The sequence below is a fragment of the Shewanella putrefaciens genome (genome assembly GCF_016406325.1).
In the GTDB taxonomy this organism is placed as follows: Bacteria; Pseudomonadota; Gammaproteobacteria; order Enterobacterales; family Shewanellaceae; genus Shewanella; species Shewanella putrefaciens.
In genome coordinates, this window is the sequence record NZ_CP066370.1 from 3,919,844 (window position 1) to 3,939,679 (window position 19,836).

Annotated in this window: 10 protein-coding genes, 4 tRNA genes and 1 pseudogene; 10 read left to right on the forward strand and 5 right to left on the reverse strand. The window is 42.5% G+C overall.

Annotated features, from left to right (window positions below):
• Positions 1–4 precede the first annotated feature (4 nt).
• The 7 genes and pseudogenes from JEZ96_RS17460 (at position 5) to JEZ96_RS17490 (ending at position 12,778) form a co-directional block, all read left to right on the forward strand.
• Positions 5–4,429: a choice-of-anchor K domain-containing protein gene (locus JEZ96_RS17460; protein WP_233058897.1), complete on the forward strand. Its 4,425-nt coding sequence runs from the start codon at positions 5–7 to the stop codon at positions 4,427–4,429.
• A gap of 89 nt (positions 4,430–4,518) precedes the next feature.
• On the forward strand, positions 4,519–6,696 hold the full coding sequence (locus JEZ96_RS17465; RefSeq protein ID WP_014611461.1) for a type I secretion system permease/ATPase: 2,178 nt from the start codon (positions 4,519–4,521) through the stop codon (positions 6,694–6,696).
• Positions 6,693–8,075, forward strand: a complete 1,383-nt coding sequence (locus tag JEZ96_RS17470) for an HlyD family type I secretion periplasmic adaptor subunit (RefSeq protein ID WP_011920125.1) — start codon at positions 6,693–6,695, stop codon at positions 8,073–8,075. Before JEZ96_RS17465 ends, JEZ96_RS17470 begins: the two co-directional genes overlap by 4 nt.
• A 26-nt stretch (positions 8,076–8,101) precedes the next feature.
• Positions 8,102–9,517 (forward strand): TolC family outer membrane protein, encoded by a 1,416-nt coding sequence (locus JEZ96_RS17475; RefSeq protein ID WP_011920126.1) that lies wholly within the window; start codon positions 8,102–8,104, stop codon positions 9,515–9,517.
• Positions 9,514–10,122 (forward strand): OmpA family protein, encoded by a 609-nt coding sequence (locus JEZ96_RS17480; protein WP_025008854.1) that lies wholly within the window; start codon positions 9,514–9,516, stop codon positions 10,120–10,122. The genes JEZ96_RS17475 and JEZ96_RS17480 overlap by 4 nt, the downstream gene beginning before the upstream one ends.
• 18 nt (positions 10,123–10,140) lie before the next feature.
• Positions 10,141–10,849 (forward strand): annotated as a pseudogene (locus JEZ96_RS17485) (transglutaminase-like cysteine peptidase).
• Positions 10,850–10,858: 9 nt separating this feature from the next.
• On the forward strand, positions 10,859–12,778 hold the full coding sequence (locus JEZ96_RS17490) for a bifunctional diguanylate cyclase/phosphodiesterase (protein ID WP_011790973.1): 1,920 nt from the start codon (positions 10,859–10,861) through the stop codon (positions 12,776–12,778).
• Between the two features lie 171 nt (positions 12,779–12,949).
• Here JEZ96_RS17490 and JEZ96_RS17495 read toward each other — a convergent pair.
• The 4 genes from JEZ96_RS17495 to JEZ96_RS17510 all read right to left on the reverse strand — a co-directional run bounded on the left by JEZ96_RS17495 (position 12,950) and on the right by JEZ96_RS17510 (position 13,772).
• Positions 12,950–13,026, reverse strand: a tRNA-Pro gene (locus JEZ96_RS17495).
• Positions 13,027–13,274: 248 nt separating this feature from the next.
• Positions 13,275–13,351 (reverse strand) — tRNA-Pro (locus JEZ96_RS17500).
• A gap of 216 nt (positions 13,352–13,567) precedes the next feature.
• Positions 13,568–13,643, reverse strand: a tRNA-His gene (locus tag JEZ96_RS17505).
• A gap of 52 nt (positions 13,644–13,695) precedes the next feature.
• Positions 13,696–13,772 (reverse strand) — tRNA-Arg (locus JEZ96_RS17510).
• Between the two features lie 205 nt (positions 13,773–13,977).
• On the opposite strand from JEZ96_RS17510, the gene JEZ96_RS17515 reads away from it, so the two are divergent.
• Entirely contained in the window at positions 13,978–16,611 is a 2,634-nt protein-coding gene (locus JEZ96_RS17515; protein WP_061782986.1) for a sensor domain-containing phosphodiesterase, read from the forward strand.
• 36 nt (positions 16,612–16,647) lie between these two features.
• Here JEZ96_RS17515 and rep read toward each other — a convergent pair whose 3' ends face one another.
• Positions 16,648–18,660, reverse strand: a complete 2,013-nt coding sequence (gene rep, locus JEZ96_RS17520; RefSeq protein ID WP_014611465.1) for a DNA helicase Rep — start codon at positions 18,658–18,660, stop codon at positions 16,648–16,650.
• 211 nt (positions 18,661–18,871) lie between these two features.
• Here rep and ubiK point away from each other — a divergent pair, with 211 nt between their 5' ends.
• Positions 18,872–19,126 (forward strand): ubiquinone biosynthesis accessory factor UbiK, encoded by a 255-nt coding sequence (ubiK, locus tag JEZ96_RS17525; RefSeq protein WP_014611466.1) that lies wholly within the window; start codon positions 18,872–18,874, stop codon positions 19,124–19,126.
• Between the two features lie 204 nt (positions 19,127–19,330).
• Positions 19,331–19,687 carry a hypothetical protein gene (locus JEZ96_RS17530; RefSeq protein ID WP_082785947.1) on the forward strand — a complete coding sequence of 119 codons (357 nt, stop codon included), beginning with the start codon at positions 19,331–19,333 and terminating at the stop codon, positions 19,685–19,687.
• The last annotated feature ends 149 nt before the right edge of the window (positions 19,688–19,836 follow it).

Below are 19,836 nucleotides of genomic sequence, written 5' to 3' on the forward strand. Positions count from 1 at the left end.
AACGTTGACTGGCAGTACAGAAAACAATCTGCTTACAGCATCAGGCAGCACAATTACCATTACTCAAAATGCAAATACGCTTACTGGTATAGATGAAAATGGTGAATTAGTATTTAGATTAGAATTTACACCTGGAACAGGCACTTGGGAGTTTTTCCAATACAAAGAAATGCTCCAACCTTCTGATGGCAATATTGATTTCACAGTAAGAGCAACAGATCGTGATGGTGACTATACCGACGGTTCTTTCTCGGTTATTCCGCAGTTATACATAGCGCCACCTTCTGCACCAGAAGTTACCATTATCGATGACACTAATAATGACTCGTATTTAAGTCCTACTGAAGTAGGAAATGACGACGTTCAAATACAAGTCGAAATTGATGCTGCTGATTTTGCTGCTGGAGGCTATGTCAATCTCACTATTACAAACAGTGGTGTAACAACCAATGTCGAACTCAAACTGGTCAACGGTGAACTGCAACTTGCAGATGGTTCTCCAGCAACAGGTTTTAGTTATAGTAATGGTGTCATCAGTTGGACAGAAAGCACACCTGCGGCAGGCCAAAACATTACAGTAACCGCCACCCAAACAAACTTTGCCGGAAATACTTCTCCTTCCGGCTCTGACAGTGCAACTGTTTATCTGCCTGATAATCGCCAAATCATTGTTAATGAAAGCGATCTTCGTGACAATATTCCTAATGTTGTCTCAAGTACAATTAGTTTCACCGCAGGTAACCAAGCACTGACGCAGTTCCGCTTTAATGAGTCAGCCATTAATGCTGCGACAAATCTCGCAGCAGGAGTGAGCATCGTTTGGGCGATAGCCGCAAATGGAGCACTAATAGGTTCCATTGATGGGGTTGATGTCATCAAGCTCACTTTAACAGGTGGAGTGATTGCCGCAGGTACAACTGCGAATATTACTGTGAATGTTGAATTGCTTGATAATATCAAGCACGTGAATGCTCTAGATGGCACAAATCTAAATTCACTGATCGATGGCATTGTCATTGAAGCTATTGGCGCCGATGGTAGCGTTTTGACCGGTAATTTAAGCATCGTCATTAATGATGATCTGATCTCTATCGATCCTGTCAGTGGCTCTGGCGTAAATAGCTCTAGCGCTGCCAATATCATAGGTGCTCTTAATATTTTAGGAGCCGATGGTAATGATCATGATCTTAATGATGATTACAGCATAAGTCTGACAGCGAATATCACAGGGTGGAATGGAACAACCACTACGTTTGCTAACTCAGGTATAACCTCAGAAGGGCTAACCATATTTTACTACGTAGACCCTGCTCATCCCAATGTGCTTATTGCATATACGGATACCAATGCTACCCCCTCAGCCTATACTGGCGCGGCGAACCAAGCATTAATCTTCACGTTGACAACCGATCCGCATAGCGACCAATACACTTTCGATATCAATCAAAGCATTGATCAACTTTCAACTATCCAAATTGCAGGTTTAGTTGGAGGTCAAGGCGGCATTGGTAACGCGGTATATGTTACAACTAATAATTCCCCAGCGGGCTATGGTATCTACAATGATATAACTAAAATTCCTGCTGGTGAGGATATTGCTTTCACATTAACCGCACGCGCTGAAAATGGCAGTGTAGGCCGCGTCAATGGTACCAACAACGGCTTCGGAGTGGACAACCCACATGTTAGTGGTAAAGAAATTCTCATCATTGATTATTTAGAAGATGCAGCAACAGCAAGCTTTAACTTTACTGGCGCGACGTCCATCTATTTTAAAGCCTATGATGAGCAAGGTAATTTAATCGGTGAAGGAAATATAACAAGTGGTCAAGTTATTCAAAATTTAGGTTCTATAGCCTATGTTGAATTATCTGCCTTAGCAGGTACCAGTTTCCAATTTACTGGCACTACGGCACAAACCATTGTGAGCTCCACTCAAAATGTCGACTTACATTTTGATGTAACGGTTACCGATAGTGATGGTGATACGAATACAGGCGGATTTAACATCCATCTTGAGGCACCAAATACAACGCCAATAGCACCTGTTGCGCTCACTACTAACGCCATTGCAAGCCTTAATGAAGCAGACTTGCAGGCTGGCGCTCCCGATATGAGTGTACAAACACTTAGCTTTAAATCTGGTAGTAACTCGATTGGTAGCTTCCAATTTGGTGATTTTAGTAATATTTCCGTCACAGGTATTAATGCGCACATTCATTGGGCCGTTAATACTGCGGGCCAATTAATAGGTACCGTGTTTGGCCGTGAAGCTCTTCGCTTAACCTTAGACTGGGATCGAATTAATGCGGGAGAACAAGGTGATGTGACGGTTACTGCCGAATTACTGACTAATTTACCCCATAGCGTTAATGTGGATAGCCTTACGATAAATGGCATTAAAGTCGTGGCTATTGATGGTGCTGGTAATACAGCCCAGTCAACTGTCACGGTTACCGTTGCCGATGATGTTGATATCGCTAAAAATGATACAGCGCAACTCGATGTTGTTGTCGACTCATTTAAGTTTTCTGGAGTAGTTGCTAATTGGCAAAGTACTATTGGTGGTACAAATATCACTAAATATGATGGTCCAGATAACGATACAGGTTTAGATCAAATTCGGTGGGGAGATCCATCTAGTTGGTATGGAAACCAATCAGGTTATGGTTTTATGGACAACGATGCAGGACTTAATGGAGCATTGTCACTTAACCAAGATATCGTTTTGGGTACATTTACCCACTACAATTATTCAATTACGTCAGGTACATCTATTACTGCCGCCACAATGAAAGTGACCTTTAACGTCACAGATGCATATGGAGTAACCACACCTGTAACGTTAACTCTCAACTTTAACCATAACGAAACACCTAATACAAACGACCCAATAGCTTCTCGCGACATTGTCACCGTAGGCCAAACCAGTGTCACCTTCAACTATGAAGGCCAAATGTACACAATGCAAGTAATTGGATTTAAAGACAATAATGGTAATGTTGTCACATCTATCTACACTAATGAGGATGCTGCGACCAGTTATGAACTAGTAGTTCGTATGGTTGCTGGTAATGGATATTCCTTACCAAACACTGAAGGCAATGTGTTGACAAATGATGTCGTTGGAGCTGATGGTCCATTGACCATTATTGGTGTAGCTAAGGGCGATTTTACTAATACCGGCGGTGTATCTGGGCAAGTAGGGTCAACCATAACTGGCCTATATGGCACTCTGATACTAAACGCCGATGGAACCTATAAATACCAACTTACAGCAAATGCAAGCCAATTGCCTACAACAGGAGCAATAGAAACCTTTACTTATACCATCCGTGATAGTGATGGCGATGTATCCAGTGCAACCTTGAAAATCAACGTTAATCCCGTCAATAGCGATGGTATTAATATTGCGGACGCCAACCTTATTACCACTCAAGGTTCTAGCCTGAATGACACTATGGTCGTGGTTAATGGTGAAAGTGCTAATAACCCAAATCAAAAAATATTGAACGTCAGTTTTGGTGGTGGCCAAAGCGGTATCATCACAAACAGTAACGGAAAAGAGGTTGTTGCTTCAGGAGCTAACAATAAGAGCTATAGCACTACGGATGCCCAATTCGTTAATGGCGGCGATGGTAATGATCATATTGAAACAGGCAAAGGCAACGATGTTATCTATGCGGGTAGAACAGGCTCGACTGGATATAGTTCCGATGATGCACTTGAGCTATCAGTCAATACGCTCCTAAATCACCATATTATGACGGGTGAATTAACTGGCGCTAACAGAATGGTTGATAGTAACGGCCTATTATTGGCTAATGATGTCGCTTCGCATAAAGCGGATATTGTAAATGGTGGCAGCGGTGATGACCGAATTTATGGTCAATCTGGTTCTGACATTCTCTATGGTCATACAGGTAATGATTATATTGATGGTGGTAGCCACAACGATGCACTCCGTGGTGGAGAGGGCAACGATACTCTCATCGGTGGCCTTGGTGATGATGTCCTTCGTGGTGATAGCGGCGCTGATACCTTCGTCTGGCGATATGCGGAGTTTGGCACTGACCACATTATGGACTTTAAAGTCACAGAAGATAAGTTAGACCTGAGTGACTTACTCCAAGGCGAATCGGCAAATAATTTGGACAGTTACTTAAACTTTAGCTTAGACAGCACTGGCTCTACCGTCATCGATATTGATGCCAATCTTGATGGTGTATATGAACAGCACATCATTCTTGATGGCGTGAATTTATTCACCACTTATGGCGCAACAAATGATGCCGGAGTGATTAATGGTCTACTGGGTACCAATGGTAATGGTCCATTAATTATCGATACTCAGCCTATCACTCCAGAGACACCACAGGGAGTAACACCACTTAATGATCCTCATAACAATGGCACTATGATCCCTTAAATAAAATCGTTTTGATGGCCTATAGAAATATAGGCCATCATGGACGATACTTTGGATAACCATATAAAAATCAAAGGATAGATAATTAGGTGCCTGTCACAGCGTCTGAAAGAATTGAGCAGTGGACTATTTCTGCTTCGCAGCGAGTTATAGTTGATCCATTGCTAGATTGTTTAGTGCTCCTCACTGAACATTTTGGAAACCCATGCTCAAGCGATTCGCTTGCGGCAGGTTTACCCCTGTCTGGTGCTCTTTTAACACCAGATTTACTTCCACAAGCAGCATCGCGCGCGGGTTTAGCTGCAAAATTGTCTCGAAAGGGATTAAATGAAGTCTCACCAATACTGCTCCCCTGTATTTTATTATTAAAAGATCAGAAAGCCTGTATATTACGCGAGCTCAATTTAGAGTCAGATAAAGCTGTTATTCAATTACCTGAAACGGGTGGTGAAGAGACACTCAATATTGAGTCACTAGAAGCCTTATATGTAGGTTATTTATTTTTAGTAAAACAAGAATACCGTGGTGACATGGGCTTTGATGTTTATCTTCACGATAATAAAACCCATTGGTTGCTCCAAACCCTAAAAGATTCCGCACCTATTTATCGAGATGCACTTATTGCGTCTGTTTTAGTAAATTTATTTGCGCTCGTTTCACCACTCTTCATCATGAATGTGTATGACAAAGTGGTTCCCAATCTCGCTTTTGAATCTCTTTGGGTTCTCGCAATTGGTGCTTCTATTGCTTATCTTTTTGATCTTGTGATGCGACAATTACGAAGCTATTTAATTGATGTTGCAGGTAAAAAGGTAGATATCATTGTCTCATCACAACTTTTTGCTAAAGCCATTGGTATTCCGCTTGAGAAACGCTCCCCCAGTATCGGCGGTATGGCAAAACAACTCGGTGAATTTGATAATATTCGCGAGATATTAACCTCTGCAACAATAACCACATTAGTTGACTTACCCTTTGCGTTATTTTTCTTAATTATTATCTTCATCGTTGCTGGTGATCTTGCCATTATTCCCGTTATCGGGGGCGTTATCATTATAGGTTTTACGCTTTACACACAACCCAAATTAAAAGCTGCGATTGAAGAAGGTAATAAGTTTTCAAGCCTTAAACATGGACATTTAATTGAAAGCCTCTCTGCGCTTGAGTCAATAAAAGCAAACGGTGCCGAAGGTATAGTGCAAAGAAGCTGGCAGCAAATGATAGGCCATAGCGCAAACTGGCAATTGAGATCTAAAAACCTATCTAATTCAGTGTCAAATATTGCCAACTTTATTGTCCAGTTTACCGTTGTAAGTGTGGTTATTTTGGGGGTTTATCGGGTTGCTGATAATGTCATTTCAATGGGAGGAATCATTGCTGCGGTCATGTTATCTAGCCGTGCCATAGCCCCGATGGCACAACTCGCAGGCCTGATGACAAGAGCAAACCATACAGCAAGTGCATTGCGTCAACTGAATGACTTAATGGTGCAAGAAGATGAGTTTCAAAATAAAGGTCATTTAGTCAGTAAACAGAGATTGCTCGGTAAGATTAATGTCGATAATGTCGGTTTTAGTTATCCAGGGTCAGAAAAACCCGTGTTATATCCCATGTCTCTGACCATTAATCCCGGTGAGCGCATCGCAATTATTGGGCGCAATGGTTCAGGTAAAAGTACACTCGCCAAACTTTTAGTCGGTCTTTTCCAGCCGACCACTGGCAGTCTACGTTACGACGGTATTGATTCTGCACAAATTCATCCTAGCGATCTACGCCGTAACTTCGGCTATTTGCCTCAAGATGTCACGCTATTTCACGGGACGATTAGGGATAATATTCTCTTTGGTACTCGCCAAGTGACTGAACACCAACTGATACGGGCGGTACAACTCTCAGGCGTAAGCCAATTTACGAATCTTGAAGCTGAAGGTTTAGATCAGCAGGTTGGTGAAGGCGGTATGTCGCTTAGTCGTGGACAAAGGCAAACAGTGGCGCTTGCAAGAGCAACGCTCAATGATCCGCCAGTGCTCTTAATGGATGAGCCCACAGCAAGCTTAGATGCGCGGGCTGAGCAACAGTTTATTCGCTCAATGCAAAATGTGAGCAAAGACAGAACCCTATTGTTAATTACGCACAAAATGCACTTATTACAATTAGTTGATCGCATTATCGTGCTTGAACGCGGTCATGTCGTCGCTGATGGCCCTAAAGCTGAAGTGTTAGAAAAACTCAATTTTGGTCTGTTCAATGGGGGCAGTAAAAAATGAGTAAACACTTAACGGCTAATGATCTGGACATGGTAGATGATGTCTATGGTGCCATGATGACCGATGCGCCCACAGGCCACAGATTAATTATTTGGGCAATGGCGGCAATGATTGTCTGTTTCTTGTTGTGGGCAGCTTTTGCCAAATTAGACAAAGTCACCACAGGCTCAGGCAAAGTGATCCCCTCCTCACAGGTTCAGGTTATTCAAAGCTTGGATGGCGGAATAATGCAAGAGCTCTACGTACGGGAAGGTGAACTGGTCACCAAAGGGCAACCCTTAGTACGAATTGATGACACTCGTTTCCGCTCAGATTTCGCTCAACAAGAGCAGGAAGTTTTTGGTTTAAAAACTAACGCTATTCGTATGCGAGCCGAGCTAGATAGCATATTAATCTCAGATATGACCTCTGATTGGCGTGAACAGGTTTTAATCACCAAAAAAGCCTTAGTTTTCCCTGATAGTATAGTGGCAGCGGAGCCTGCACTCGTGCATAGGCAACAAGAGGAATACAACGGTCGTTTAGATAATCTCAGTAATCAACTTGAGATATTAGTGCGCCAAATTCAACAAAGGCAGCAGGAAATCGATGAGCTTGCCTCAAAAACGACAACGCTCACCACAAGTATGCAGTTAATCTCCAGAGAACTAGAACTGACTCGACCTCTCGCTAAAAAGGGGATTGTGCCAGAAGTCGAATTGCTCAAGTTAGAGCGTGCGGTTAACGATGCTCAAGGTGAACTCAACTCACTACGATTACTTAGACCAAAATTGAAATCAGCCCTAGACGAAGCCATTTTAAAACGTCGGGAAGCTGTATTTGTGTATGCCGCCGATTTGCGGGCGCAGCTTAACGAGACCCAAACTCGCTTATCTCGTATGAATGAAGCTCAGGTTGGCGCACAAGATAAAGTCAGTAAAGCCATTATCACCTCACCTGTTAACGGCACCATTAAAACAACACATATCAATACATTAGGTGGCGTTGTACAACCTGGTGTAAACATTATTGAAATTGTTCCTTCCGAGGACCAATTATTGATAGAAACCAAAGTACTACCAAAAGACATTGCTTTTTTACATCCAGGATTACCTGCGATAGTTAAAGTCACCGCCTATGATTTCACTCGTTATGGCGGCCTTAAAGGTACTGTCGAACATATCAGTGCAGATACATCGCAGGATGAAGAGGGCAATAGCTTCTATCTTATTAGGGTGAGGACAGAAGAATCGAGTTTAGTTAAAGACGATGGCACGCAGATGCCAATAATTCCGGGGATGTTAACTACGGTTGATGTCATCACGGGACAAAGATCCATTCTTGAGTACATTTTAAATCCAATTTTAAGGGCTAAGGACACTGCGCTTAGAGAGCGTTAAGCCTGTTATAAACCGGGAGGTTTGCAATGAATACTTTAGTAAAACGACCATTTCAATGTTCAAAAATAGCCATGGTATTATCATTAATACTATTACCATTATCGGCTCAAAGTCAGACTTTAGAGCAGGCGGTTGCGCACACGATCGATACCAATCCAGATCTGCGTGTCGCCTTTAATCGCTTTAAAGCGCGGGAAGAGCAAGTTAACCAAGCAATGGCTGGTTATATGCCAACCATTGATATCACTGGCGGTTATGGTTATGAGCAAACCGACAGTGTATCAACTCGCAGACGTAAAAATGTGGGTGATGTTGATAGTAAAGGAGTGGCGGAGCTAAACCGTGGAGAATTCGGTGTTAGCTTAAAACAAATGCTATTCGATGGCTTTTATACCAGCAGCGAAGTCAATCGCTATAGCTTTGAAGCCAGTGCAGATCAGTGGGCCTTACTCGCCGCGGCAGAAGATATGGCACTAGAGGTCAGTAAAGTCTACCTCAACTATCTGCGTACTCTTGAAGTCCTAAAACTGGCAGAAAAAAATCTCGATAGCCATAAAGAGATTTATGACCAAATTAAACAACGCACCGATTCTGGTTTAGGTTCAACCGCTGACTTATCCCAAATATCTGGCCGTCTTGCTCGTGCAAATGCCAATGTAATGTCAGCGCGCAATAATTTACTTGATGCGAAAGCACAATACGTCAAAGTCGTTGAATCTGAACCAGTTGATTTAATTCAGCCCGTACCAGATGCTGACATGTTACCAAAAGATCTTAGTTCAAGTTTAAATGATGCCCAGCAGAATCATCCTATTTTAAAATCCGCGGCTAATGATATTCGTGCGGCTGAAAATGAGCGCTCATCCGTTCAATCCAATTATTATCCACAGGTTTCATTAGAGCTCAGTGGTAATTGGAATAATGATATTGGCGGTGAAGATGGCGTAAGTAATCTGGCGAGCCAAAATGTGGGCGGACATAACAACGATCTCCTTGCTATGGTTCGAGTGAAATACAACCTTTTCGCTGGAGGAAGAGATCTTGCTCGGGAAAAAGAAACTGCCTATAAGCTCGGTGAAGCAAAAGAAATTCGCCAACGTGCACAACGAGAAGTGGTTGAAGGCGTGAATCTAGCTTGGAACGCCTATGAAATGTTAGCACCACAGAAAGAATATATTCGCGATCACGTCGTTGCAGCAAAAGATACTCAATCTGCCTATGCGCAACAATTCAACCTCGGTCAGCGCAGCTTACTCGATTTACTCGATACTGAGAATGAACTATTTGAGGCTCGTAAAGATTATTTACAGACCGAATATGATGAAATCATCGCAAAATATCGTGTACTCAACGCTACTGGTCGTTTATTAGACTCACTCAAAGTGACTCGCCCTGAAGCATGGCGTGGCGAACGTAACTATGAAGGAGGAACTAACAAATGAAAACCGTAATCCTATTCCTCAGTATCATACTTTTAGCTGGCTGTTCCATGCGAGATACGGTTAATATTGAGAAAATGACAACGACTCAAGCCTATGATCTATCAGATAAAGACCGGGATGGTGTTGTCGAGGCCCGTGAACGTTGCAACGACACTATGCTGGGTGCAAGTACGGATAACTATGGCTGTGGCAGAATTAAAGCGATTAATGAACGAAAGGAGATAAATATTTTATTTCCAAACGACTCTGCCTTTATCGCACCTGAGTACTATTCTCAGATTGAAGATATCGCGGCTTTTTTACGCCAATATCCAACGACTAAAGTGACTATCGAAGGCCACACAAGTCGCACTGGCACTGATGAACGCAATGCGGTGTTATCACAAGAGCGGGCTGATGCCGTCACTGCAGCGCTAGCAGACCGTTTTAACATAGATCGAAGCCGACTCACCGCCATCGGATATGGCTCTAGTCGCCCAATAGTATTAGAACAAACTCCAGAAGCTGAAATGCGCAACCGCCGTGTTGTCGCCGAAGTAACTGGTGATGACACAACAACGGATATGAAATGGACAATTTACTCTGTCGATGACAATCCAAATTAAGGACTAAAACATTAAGTGATGAACGGCAGACTTGATTATAAAGATTCATTATTGCGAGTCTGCCGCTTTAGTCTAATAGCGTCAGCCCTAGGGATCTGTTGTCTCTATGCTGCGCCAACACAAACCCTTGATGAAACTAAAATAACCTCAACTCTGGTTAAACATTATGGCGAACGTGCAGGCATGCGTGCCAAAGCGTGGTTTAAGGTTTTATCTGAAGCAAGTACGTTAGATGAAAAAGAAAAACTGTTAAAAGTGAATAACTTTTTTAATTTATTTCGTTTTGTTGATGATATAAAACTGTGGGGAGAGTCGAATTATTGGGCGACCCCAATGGAATTTATTGGTGTCAATGGGGGGGGATTGTGAGGATTTCTCAATTGCAAAATACTTCACTTTACTCCAGTTAGGCGTACCAGAAGATAAGATGCGAATTACTATGGTAAAAGCAACCAGTGTCAATCAATACCATATGGTATTGGCTTACTATGAAACGCCCTCAGCCGTACCCTTAGTACTCGATAATCTCGACCATGAGATAAAACCAGCGACAAAACGGAAAGATTTATTACCCGTTTATAGCTTTAACGGTAAACAACTATGGCTTAACAAAGAACAAGGACGAGGTGTGTTAGCGGGTTCCTCTACGCGACTCGAAAAATGGAATGACCTCAACCACAGATTAGGTGTTGACCGTCTCAGGCAACCTAAATTAAAACTGGAGTAGCCCCCCAAAATGACACTGTTTAGACAGATTTATTCGCTGCTGTTTAGCCTCTTTTTGTTAGTAGTCGCAAGCTTAGGTTATGTGCAATTTACTGAGACCCAAAGCTTTTTAACTAAGCAAATGGAGTCCGATCTAAACAACGTCAGCAACTCTCTCGGCTTAATGCTCACCCCTGCACTCGAGGCTGGTGATACAGTCGCGGCAGAAACGTTAGTCAATGTTATTTTTGAAGGTGGTTACTACCAAAAAGTGAAATTGACATGGATGGTAGATGGCAAACAACAGGAATGGACAAATCCACTAAAAATTGAAGGCGTCCCTCAGTGGTTTATCAATCTCAATCTCTTTAAGACTATACGCAAAGAAAGCACGATCACATCAGGCTGGTTACAACTTGCACAACTTGAAATTACCGCTCATCCTGGGTTTGGTTATCATGAGTTGTGGCGGATCATGTCAAATACCATCATCGCTTTCTCCCTATTGTTTTTGGTTGCCATAATTACCGCAAGATTAGGACTAACTTGGATCCTAAAGCCCCTACATGCACTATCAGAACACGCTAAGCGTATCGCAGCTCGCCAATTTGGCCCAGATATGCCATTGCCTAGAACCACTGAACTGAAGGATCTTGTAACCGCCTTTAACAGTATGTCGACGCAACTAAAGCAAGTATTCCAATCTTTAGATGAAGAAGTCGGCGCACTTCGTAAGAAAAATCTTATGGATCCAGCATCAGGCTTACCCAATAGGCAATATGTGGTAAACCGACTCAACGGCTGGTTAAGTGAGCCTAGCAGTGGCGCACTCTTCCTAGCAAAACTAGATTGGCTTGAAGAAGTACATAGCAAATATGGTTATCAAGTAAGAGATGAAACCATACGTATTCTCGCGGAGAGATTTCAGAAGGAATTGAATGAAATTACCCCTTCGGTTATCGCACGCATTGCGGCTTTTGAATTTGCGTTTTTAGTCACAGATGTTGAACACGATCAAATCAGCAAATATCTGCAAACATTGATCCGTACAATTAACCAAGAAATGTCCAAAGCAGGCTGTAAACCTAATGAAAACTTTGCAATAGGCGTTGCTGAGCGAATAGGGCAAATGAAAGTATCGGATATTTTGGCACAAGCAGATAACGCATTACAAAAAGCACTCAAAGAAAATAAAACCTTCCACTGGTTTGAAACAACTGAACAACAGCTTTTTACCCGTGAACAATGGCGAGATAATCTCAGTCATGCTATCAGTAATAAAAAGTTTAAGTTTAGATGGCAACCTATTCAATTTTGTAATGGAGATGGTATTGCACAACGGGAATTATATTGCCAATTAGAACTTGGCGATAAATTAGCGCATGCAGGGCAATTTATGCCTTACATTGAATTATTATCGCTTGGTGCGCTACTCGATAAGTGTTTAATTGAAACTGTATATGAACAAAAACTCCTCGAGCGTAGCTATGAGCCAGTGGCAATTAACTTAACACACCAAAGTATTAGCGATCCCCAATTTCATGAGTGGCTTAATCATTTCCTTCGCAATGCCCAACATGTTGAACGCATTTGCTTTGAAATACCAGAAGCTGGTGTATATAGCGATTTAGCGTCATGTTTACACTTGTGTGAAATTATTCGCGATAATGGTGCTAAATTTGGTATTGACCACTTTGGACGTCAATTTGGCTCTATGTCCTATTTGCAAGAGCTTAGACCGAGTTACGTTAAGCTCGATCAGTCTTTCTCTTATTACGATGAAGCACAGCATAACAGTGAGCTTTGCCGCGCTATTATTAATGTCGCTAAAGGATTAGATATTCAAGTGATAGTGACTGGCATTCAAGAAAAAGCACAACTTGAACGCTTTAATGAACTAAGAACGGATGCCTATCAAGGATTTATTGCGCCACCAGAAAATCTAGAATAAATCAGTCGTGAAGCTCCTTCGGGAGCTTTACGACTCTCCACCCTATCTATATAACTGAGCGCACGCTTTCATGCCCTTATCCTCAATAAGAAGGCTTGTTAACTGCTCAAGTAAGATAAGAGAGAAAATATAAAAAGGCCTCAGTATTGGATACTGAGGCCTTTTTATATTTGGTCGGTGATAGAGGATTCGAACCTCTGACCCTCTGGTCCCAAACCAGATGCGCTACCGGACTGCGCTAATCACCGTCAATCTGTATTACCTTTGTAATCAGCTCAGAGGGTTCCTCTGGTCCACTTTCATCCTAAACATCAGGATGCGCTACCGGACTACGCTAATCACCGTCAATCTGTATTACCTTTGCAATCAGCTCAGAGGGTTCCTCTGGTCCACTTTCATCCTAAACATCAGGATGCGCTACCGGACTGCGCTAATCACCGTAAATTGTAAACTATTTGCTTAATCTAGATTAAGCTCGCTAGTTATGCGAAGAATTTGGTCGGTGATAGAGGATTCGAACCTCTGACCCTCTGGTCCCAAACCAGATGCGCTACCGGACTGCGCTAATCACCGTCAATCTGTATTACCTTTGTAATCAGCTCAGAGGGTTTCCTCTGGTCCGCTTTCATCCTAAATATCAGGATGCGCTACCGGACTGCGCTAATCACCGTCAATCTGTATTACTTTTGTAATCAGCTCAGAGGGTTTCCTCTGGTCCACTTTCATCCTAACTATCAGGATGCGCTACCGGACTGCGCTAATCACCGTAAAATGAATCTGTAGATAAAATGGGGTGACTGATGGGGCTCGAACCCACGACAACCGGAATCACAATCCGGGACTCTACCAACTGAGCTACAATCACCACTGATTTCACTTATCATGCTAACCTAAAAGCTCACAACGCTGTACGGAAGTGGTGCGCCCAAAAGGATTCGAACCTTCGGCCTCACCCTCCGGAGGGGTGCGCTCTATCCAGCTGAGCTATGGGCGCTCGCCTTGGTTAGCGCCGCATATAGTATGGACAAATAGCCTTTGAGTCTATAGCTGTTTCGCACTTTTTTTACTGACTGCTCAAGTTTTGATACATTAGTGCGCTTTTCCATCTGACGCTCTTCATAAATATGACTTGGATGTTACGGTATTTCATGCTAATTATAGCGTTTGGCAAAAACACAAACATTTAACAAGTGAGTATCATGTTTAAGGATGAAGATGAAACTACGCAATCGTCGACTCTTAGGGTTGAACGCTTAAAAAAAAGAATTATCCGCTTAAAATATTTAGCGCATAAGTATAAGCGTGCCGAAATCATCCAGAATGCCCTACTTGAGTTATCGAATATCGCGACTCAAGTTTCCTCATTAGAAGAATTCTATGTAGGTGTACATCAACACTTAAAACAACTGATCTCCGCTGACAACTTTTTTATCGCTACTCTCGATGTCGCTTCAGGCACAATCGCTGTTCCTTTTTTTGCCGATGAAAAAGATGCTCATCCCGCACAACTTTATCCAGAGGAATCACTCTCTACTTTATTGCAGCAGGGATTAACAGGGTACGTATTCAGAACGGGTAGAGCACTCCTGTGTGACAATGATAAAGTTGATGAACTCATCGCGGCAGGTGAGATAGTGAACCTAGGTTCACCCTGCCACCTATGGCTCGGAGTGCCCATTAAACACGATGGTATAATGACTGGTGTATTAGTCGTACAAACCTATGATACAAATGTAAATTATGGTGATATTGAAGTCGAATTAATGACGTTTATTTGCCACCATATTGCCGGCGTAATGGAAAGGCTTAAACATCAAGAACAGTTAGAGCAGGCTATACAACAGCGCACCAAAGAACTTAGCCAAGCCTACGATAAACTCAAGCAAGAAGTATATGAAAGGCGCAGAGCTGAACGTCTACAAAAATCGTTGTTTGAAATAGCAGAACTTGCCAGTTCTGGCACGGACACCCCTGACTTTTACTCTCAACTACATAATGTTATTCGCCATTTAATACCCGCGAATAACTGCTATATTGCCTTACTCAATGAAGAAGAAACCCATCTCACCTTCCCTTTTTATGTATCACAACTAGGTAATAAGCATCCAGGAACTCGTCCACTACAAGATGGACTCACTGAATATGTGCTCAAACATAAACGCCCACTATTACTAGACCAAAATGATATTAATACCCTGATTACCAGTGGCGAGATCTATACCCAAGCACCCTCGTTAAACCACACACAGACGATGCATCAATGGATAGGTATTCCACTCTTTATCCATGATCAAGTCCGTGGCGCGCTAACCATTTATAGCTTTAGCATGACGCAGAATTATCAAATTAAGGATTTAGAGCTATTAACTTTCGTCTCACAACATATTGGTGCGGCGATTGAGAAAAAGCTTTCAGCAGAATCACTCCGTCGCAGTTATGAAGAACTTGAAGAAAAAGTCATCGCCAGAACAAAAGATTTAGCCGAGCTGAATAAAGACCTTGAGAAAGAGATCCTCCAACGTCGTAGTATGGAAGCAAAATTAGTTCACGATGCAAAGCACGATGCGCTTACGGGCCTCCCTAATCGTGCCATGTTTATGGAACGCTTAAATCAAGCAATCAAGCATGTTAGGCGCCACAGCCTCGAACAATTTGCCTTATTGTTTATCGATCTCGACCGCTTTAAACAGATAAACGACACTCTGGGCCATCTTGAAGGCGACCGATTCTTAATCGAAACAGCAAGTCGCCTGAGATCCTGTATTCGCGATAACGATACCTTAGCCAGACTCGGTGGTGACGAGTTTGTTATTCTACTCGATAGCATTAACAGTATTAATGATGCCAAAGATATATCCGAACGAGTCATCCAAACCATTTCTCAATCTTACAAACTAGGCTCAGTAGAATTTAACTCTGGTGCCAGTATTGGCATAACTGTCAGTGGTAATCATAAATTCGATACCAGTGAATCTATGTTGCGCAATGCAGATATGGCTATGTATCAAGCAAAGGCAAATGGCAAAGGTTGCTATGTTATTTTTGACGATAGTTCGTCACAACAAGCTATGCAAGATGCGGCATTTGAAAATGACTTTAGACGAGCATTGCAGCAATCTGAGCTACAACTGAATTATCTCCCTATTGTGGACTTAAATACTCAAGAAGTTTATGCATTAGAAAGCTGCCTATTTTGGGAGCATCCCCTACGAGGTACGGTACAACAGGAGCAGCTTAATGCCCTTGCTGAGCAAACGAATCTTATTGTAGAGCTAGATAAATACACCTTAGCAGCCGTGAATAGAACCTATCCACAATTACTTAGAAGCTATGGAGATAAACTTAATCTGCATGTGATGCTATCTAGCCAACATATAAAGCATAAGCATGTACTTCGTAGTCTAAAAAATGTTCTCAAGCAAACTCAACTTAATCTAAGTCGTTTATGGTTATTCTTTAGTGAAAAGGCATTAGTTCAGGAAACTGAAAACCATATTAATGGTTTTGAACTACTTGATAAACTTGGCGTTAATCTTGGAATAAGCCACTATGGCAGTGGTCATAGCGCACTAAACAACCTGCTATTTTTACCCATAAAAGGGTTAAAACTCGATGCCAATATCACCCAACAGCTAGTGGATGAACAACACATTAAGTTGATATCTGCCTATCAAAAAGCGGCGTCAACATTAGGATTACAAACCTTTGTAGATGGGATTAAAAGCCAAGAACAAATCCGCATATTTAGCTCATTGGGTTATCAGTTTGGCCAAGGAATAGCCTTAGCTGAAACCTTTTCGCTAGCGGATAATCAGCAACAAGATTGTGCTTAAACATGTACGATAACAACAAATCGATATAGCGTGCGCTCACTTTTTAAACATATCCCTTAGATTAGCAATGTGGCTTCGCCCCGTTTGTATGCGCTCTTGCTCTGTTTGCTGTGGTTTACGATTTTCCCACACAAGGTCATCTTGTGGTAATTCCAACAAGAAGCGACTCGGCTCGCAACGCATAGTTTCACCAAACTGGCGCCTTTCACGGCAAAGCGTAAACCAAAGCTCACGTTGAGCTCGGGTGATACCCACATACGCCAAACGACGCTCCTCATCGATATTGTCTTCATCTATGCTGGTTTGATGGGGCAAGATCCGCTCCTCTACGCCAACCATAAATACATAGGGAAACTCTAAGCCCTTTGAAGCATGCAAAGTCATCAACTGAACCTGATCACCCCCCTCATCCTCACTATTACGCTCCATCATATCCCTAAGCGTTAGTCGATTAACCACATCGGGTAAGGTCATAGGTTCATCAAGCTCATCGCCAGCAAGCATCTCTGTGACCCAACGATACAACTCTGAGATATTTTTCATCCGCATTTCAGCGGCCTTAGCACTGGTGCTAGTTTCATATAGATAATCTTCGTAATTGATTTTACGAATTAATTGCTTCACCGCCTCTACAGGCTCACCGCGCTGTGCTTGATCGCCTGTTTCCACGATAAAACGCCCAAACTGATACAAAGATGACATAGCCGCTGGCGGAAGATGGTGATTGAGTTCAGGCTCAAAAATCGCCGCAAACATAGATATATGCTTTTCATTCGCAAAATGACCTAGACGCTCTAATGTCGACGGACCTATGCCACGTTTGGGTAAGTTAACAATACGCAGGAAAGCATTATCGTCGTCAGGATTCACCACTAGCTTTAGATAGCCCATGATGTCCTTAATTTCAGCGCGAGCGAAAAATGAAGTACCACCACTCAATTTATAAGGAATACGGTTCGTCATCAGTGCTCGCTCAAGCAAGCGTGACTGATGATTGCCTCGATACAAAATCGCATAATCGCCAAACTGAGTACGGCCAACAAACTTATGTCGCACTATTTCTGCAACGACACGTTCAGCCTCCTGCTCTTCATTAGCAGCAAATAACACTCGTAGCGGCTCGCCATAGGCAAGTTCGCTAAATAGCGCTTTATCATAAACGTGGGGATTATTCGCAATCAGAATGTTGGCAGCCCGTAAAATCCGCTGACTAGAACGGTAATTTTGTTCTAACTTAATTAACTTAAGTTTAGGAAAATCAGTACCTAACAATACAAGGTTTTGTGGTTTAGCGCCACGCCATGAGTAGATAGATTGATCATCATCCCCCACTACAGTAAAACGAGCACGCTCGCCTACAAGTAGTTTCACCATCTCATATTGGCTAGTGTTGGTATCTTGGTATTCATCCACCAGCAAGTATTGGATCTTAGTTTGCCAACGAGTCCGAACCTCTTCGTTGTGCCTCAATAACAGGGTAGGCAATAGAATTAAATCATCGAAATCCAAAGCATTATAAGCTTTCATATGTTGAGCATAGCGCTGGTAAAGCATGGCAAATAAATGCTGCTGCTCATCTTGAGCGATTTTGCGCGCCTGCTCCGGGATAATTAAGCCGCCCTTCCAGTTTGAAATGGTACTCGCAAGCGACTTAAGTAAATCTTTATCTTCATCTAACTCGTCTTGGGTTAACTCTTTGAGTAAGGCCAAGGTATCTTGATCATCAAACAACGAAAATCCGGGCTTTAAACCCAATACCTTATGCTCACGCTTAATGATCTCAAGTCCAAGGGTATGAAACGTCGAAATCCATAATCCTCTCGCTTCCTTACGCCCCATCGACTGAGCAATTCGCTCTTTCATCTCGCGTGCGGCTTTATTGGTGAAGGTCACCGCCGCAATATTGCGCGCCTTATAACCACACTTTTCGACCAAATAAGCGATTTTATTGATAATTACGCGCGTTTTACCACTGCCCGCACCCGCCAACACAAGGCACGGGCCAGAAACATAATGAACAGCATCATTTTGGGCAGGATTGAGTTTCATCTTTGCGCAACATCCAAACAAGTCTACTTAAAGGGATGGGATCATAGCAGAATCAGCCGTTTTAAGGCTAACAAATCCCCGTCTTGGACTAAGGCAGACCTAATCTATATCCCAACATCGACCAGCTAAAGTGCCCACGTGTCTACTTTACTTTTGAAACCTAACATACTGAGTTACAATCGAGCCATTCAGTGAAAAGGCGGACAAGATGATGATCAATCCAAAGAAAATCGAAGAAATGGCGAAACAGCTGAGTGACAGTTTACCCAGTGGTCTAAAGCAATTTGCTGGTGAATTTGAAGAACGCAGCAAGCAAGTACTGCAAAATCAACTGCTCAAGTTGGATATGGTGTCCCGCGAAGAATTTGATGTACAGCAGCATGTGCTATTAAAGACCCGTGAAAAGTTAGAAGCCCTGCAAGCGCAAGTGAATGAGTTAGAAAAAAAACTCAACGCCACTGATTAACAACCGTTATAACATTTATTAAAAAAGCACAGATAGCCAAATGCGACTGTGCTTTTTAGTTTAATGCTGAGTCTGCTCGGTCATGTTGGGGGATTAATGCAGCAACTTGCCAATTATATCCTTGCTATTCAAGGTAACTGAATTGCAGCACAATTTAACGGATGAGTTCTAAATCACTTGGGCTAAATCCTCAATACAAGGAAGATGGTACTCTCAATGGAAATGACAACATATGATATGAGTACATGGGAAAATATAGCGAGTTGGGTATTGCTACTGCTGGGCGGTCTTCCCTTACTTATCTACCCATTTGTCGTATTTGCAAACCTGATGCTACTCGCTGGCCATAAAAGCACATATAAACCACCGCTATTTAATCGGCTCATGAACCAAGGCTTTATTTGGGGGAGCTTCATCTATCCTGCTATCTATATTCCCCTCTATAAGATAGCGATTCAATTACAGTCAAACCAAACACTTATCTATGCAGCTTTACCTGTTGCCTACCTTGTACTACTCGCAGTTTGCTTCCGCTATATGAATGCCCCATTAAAACCTTGATGATTTCACTTCGCCCCTTTGCTGAATGTCCGCGATGAGACCTTGGTTCCAAAACCTAAGATACGGTTTGAATTACACACAATTTCAGCCTAATATAAAAAGCATATCAAATACACCTTAAGTGTATTGCCATTGAGCAGCCCCGCCAC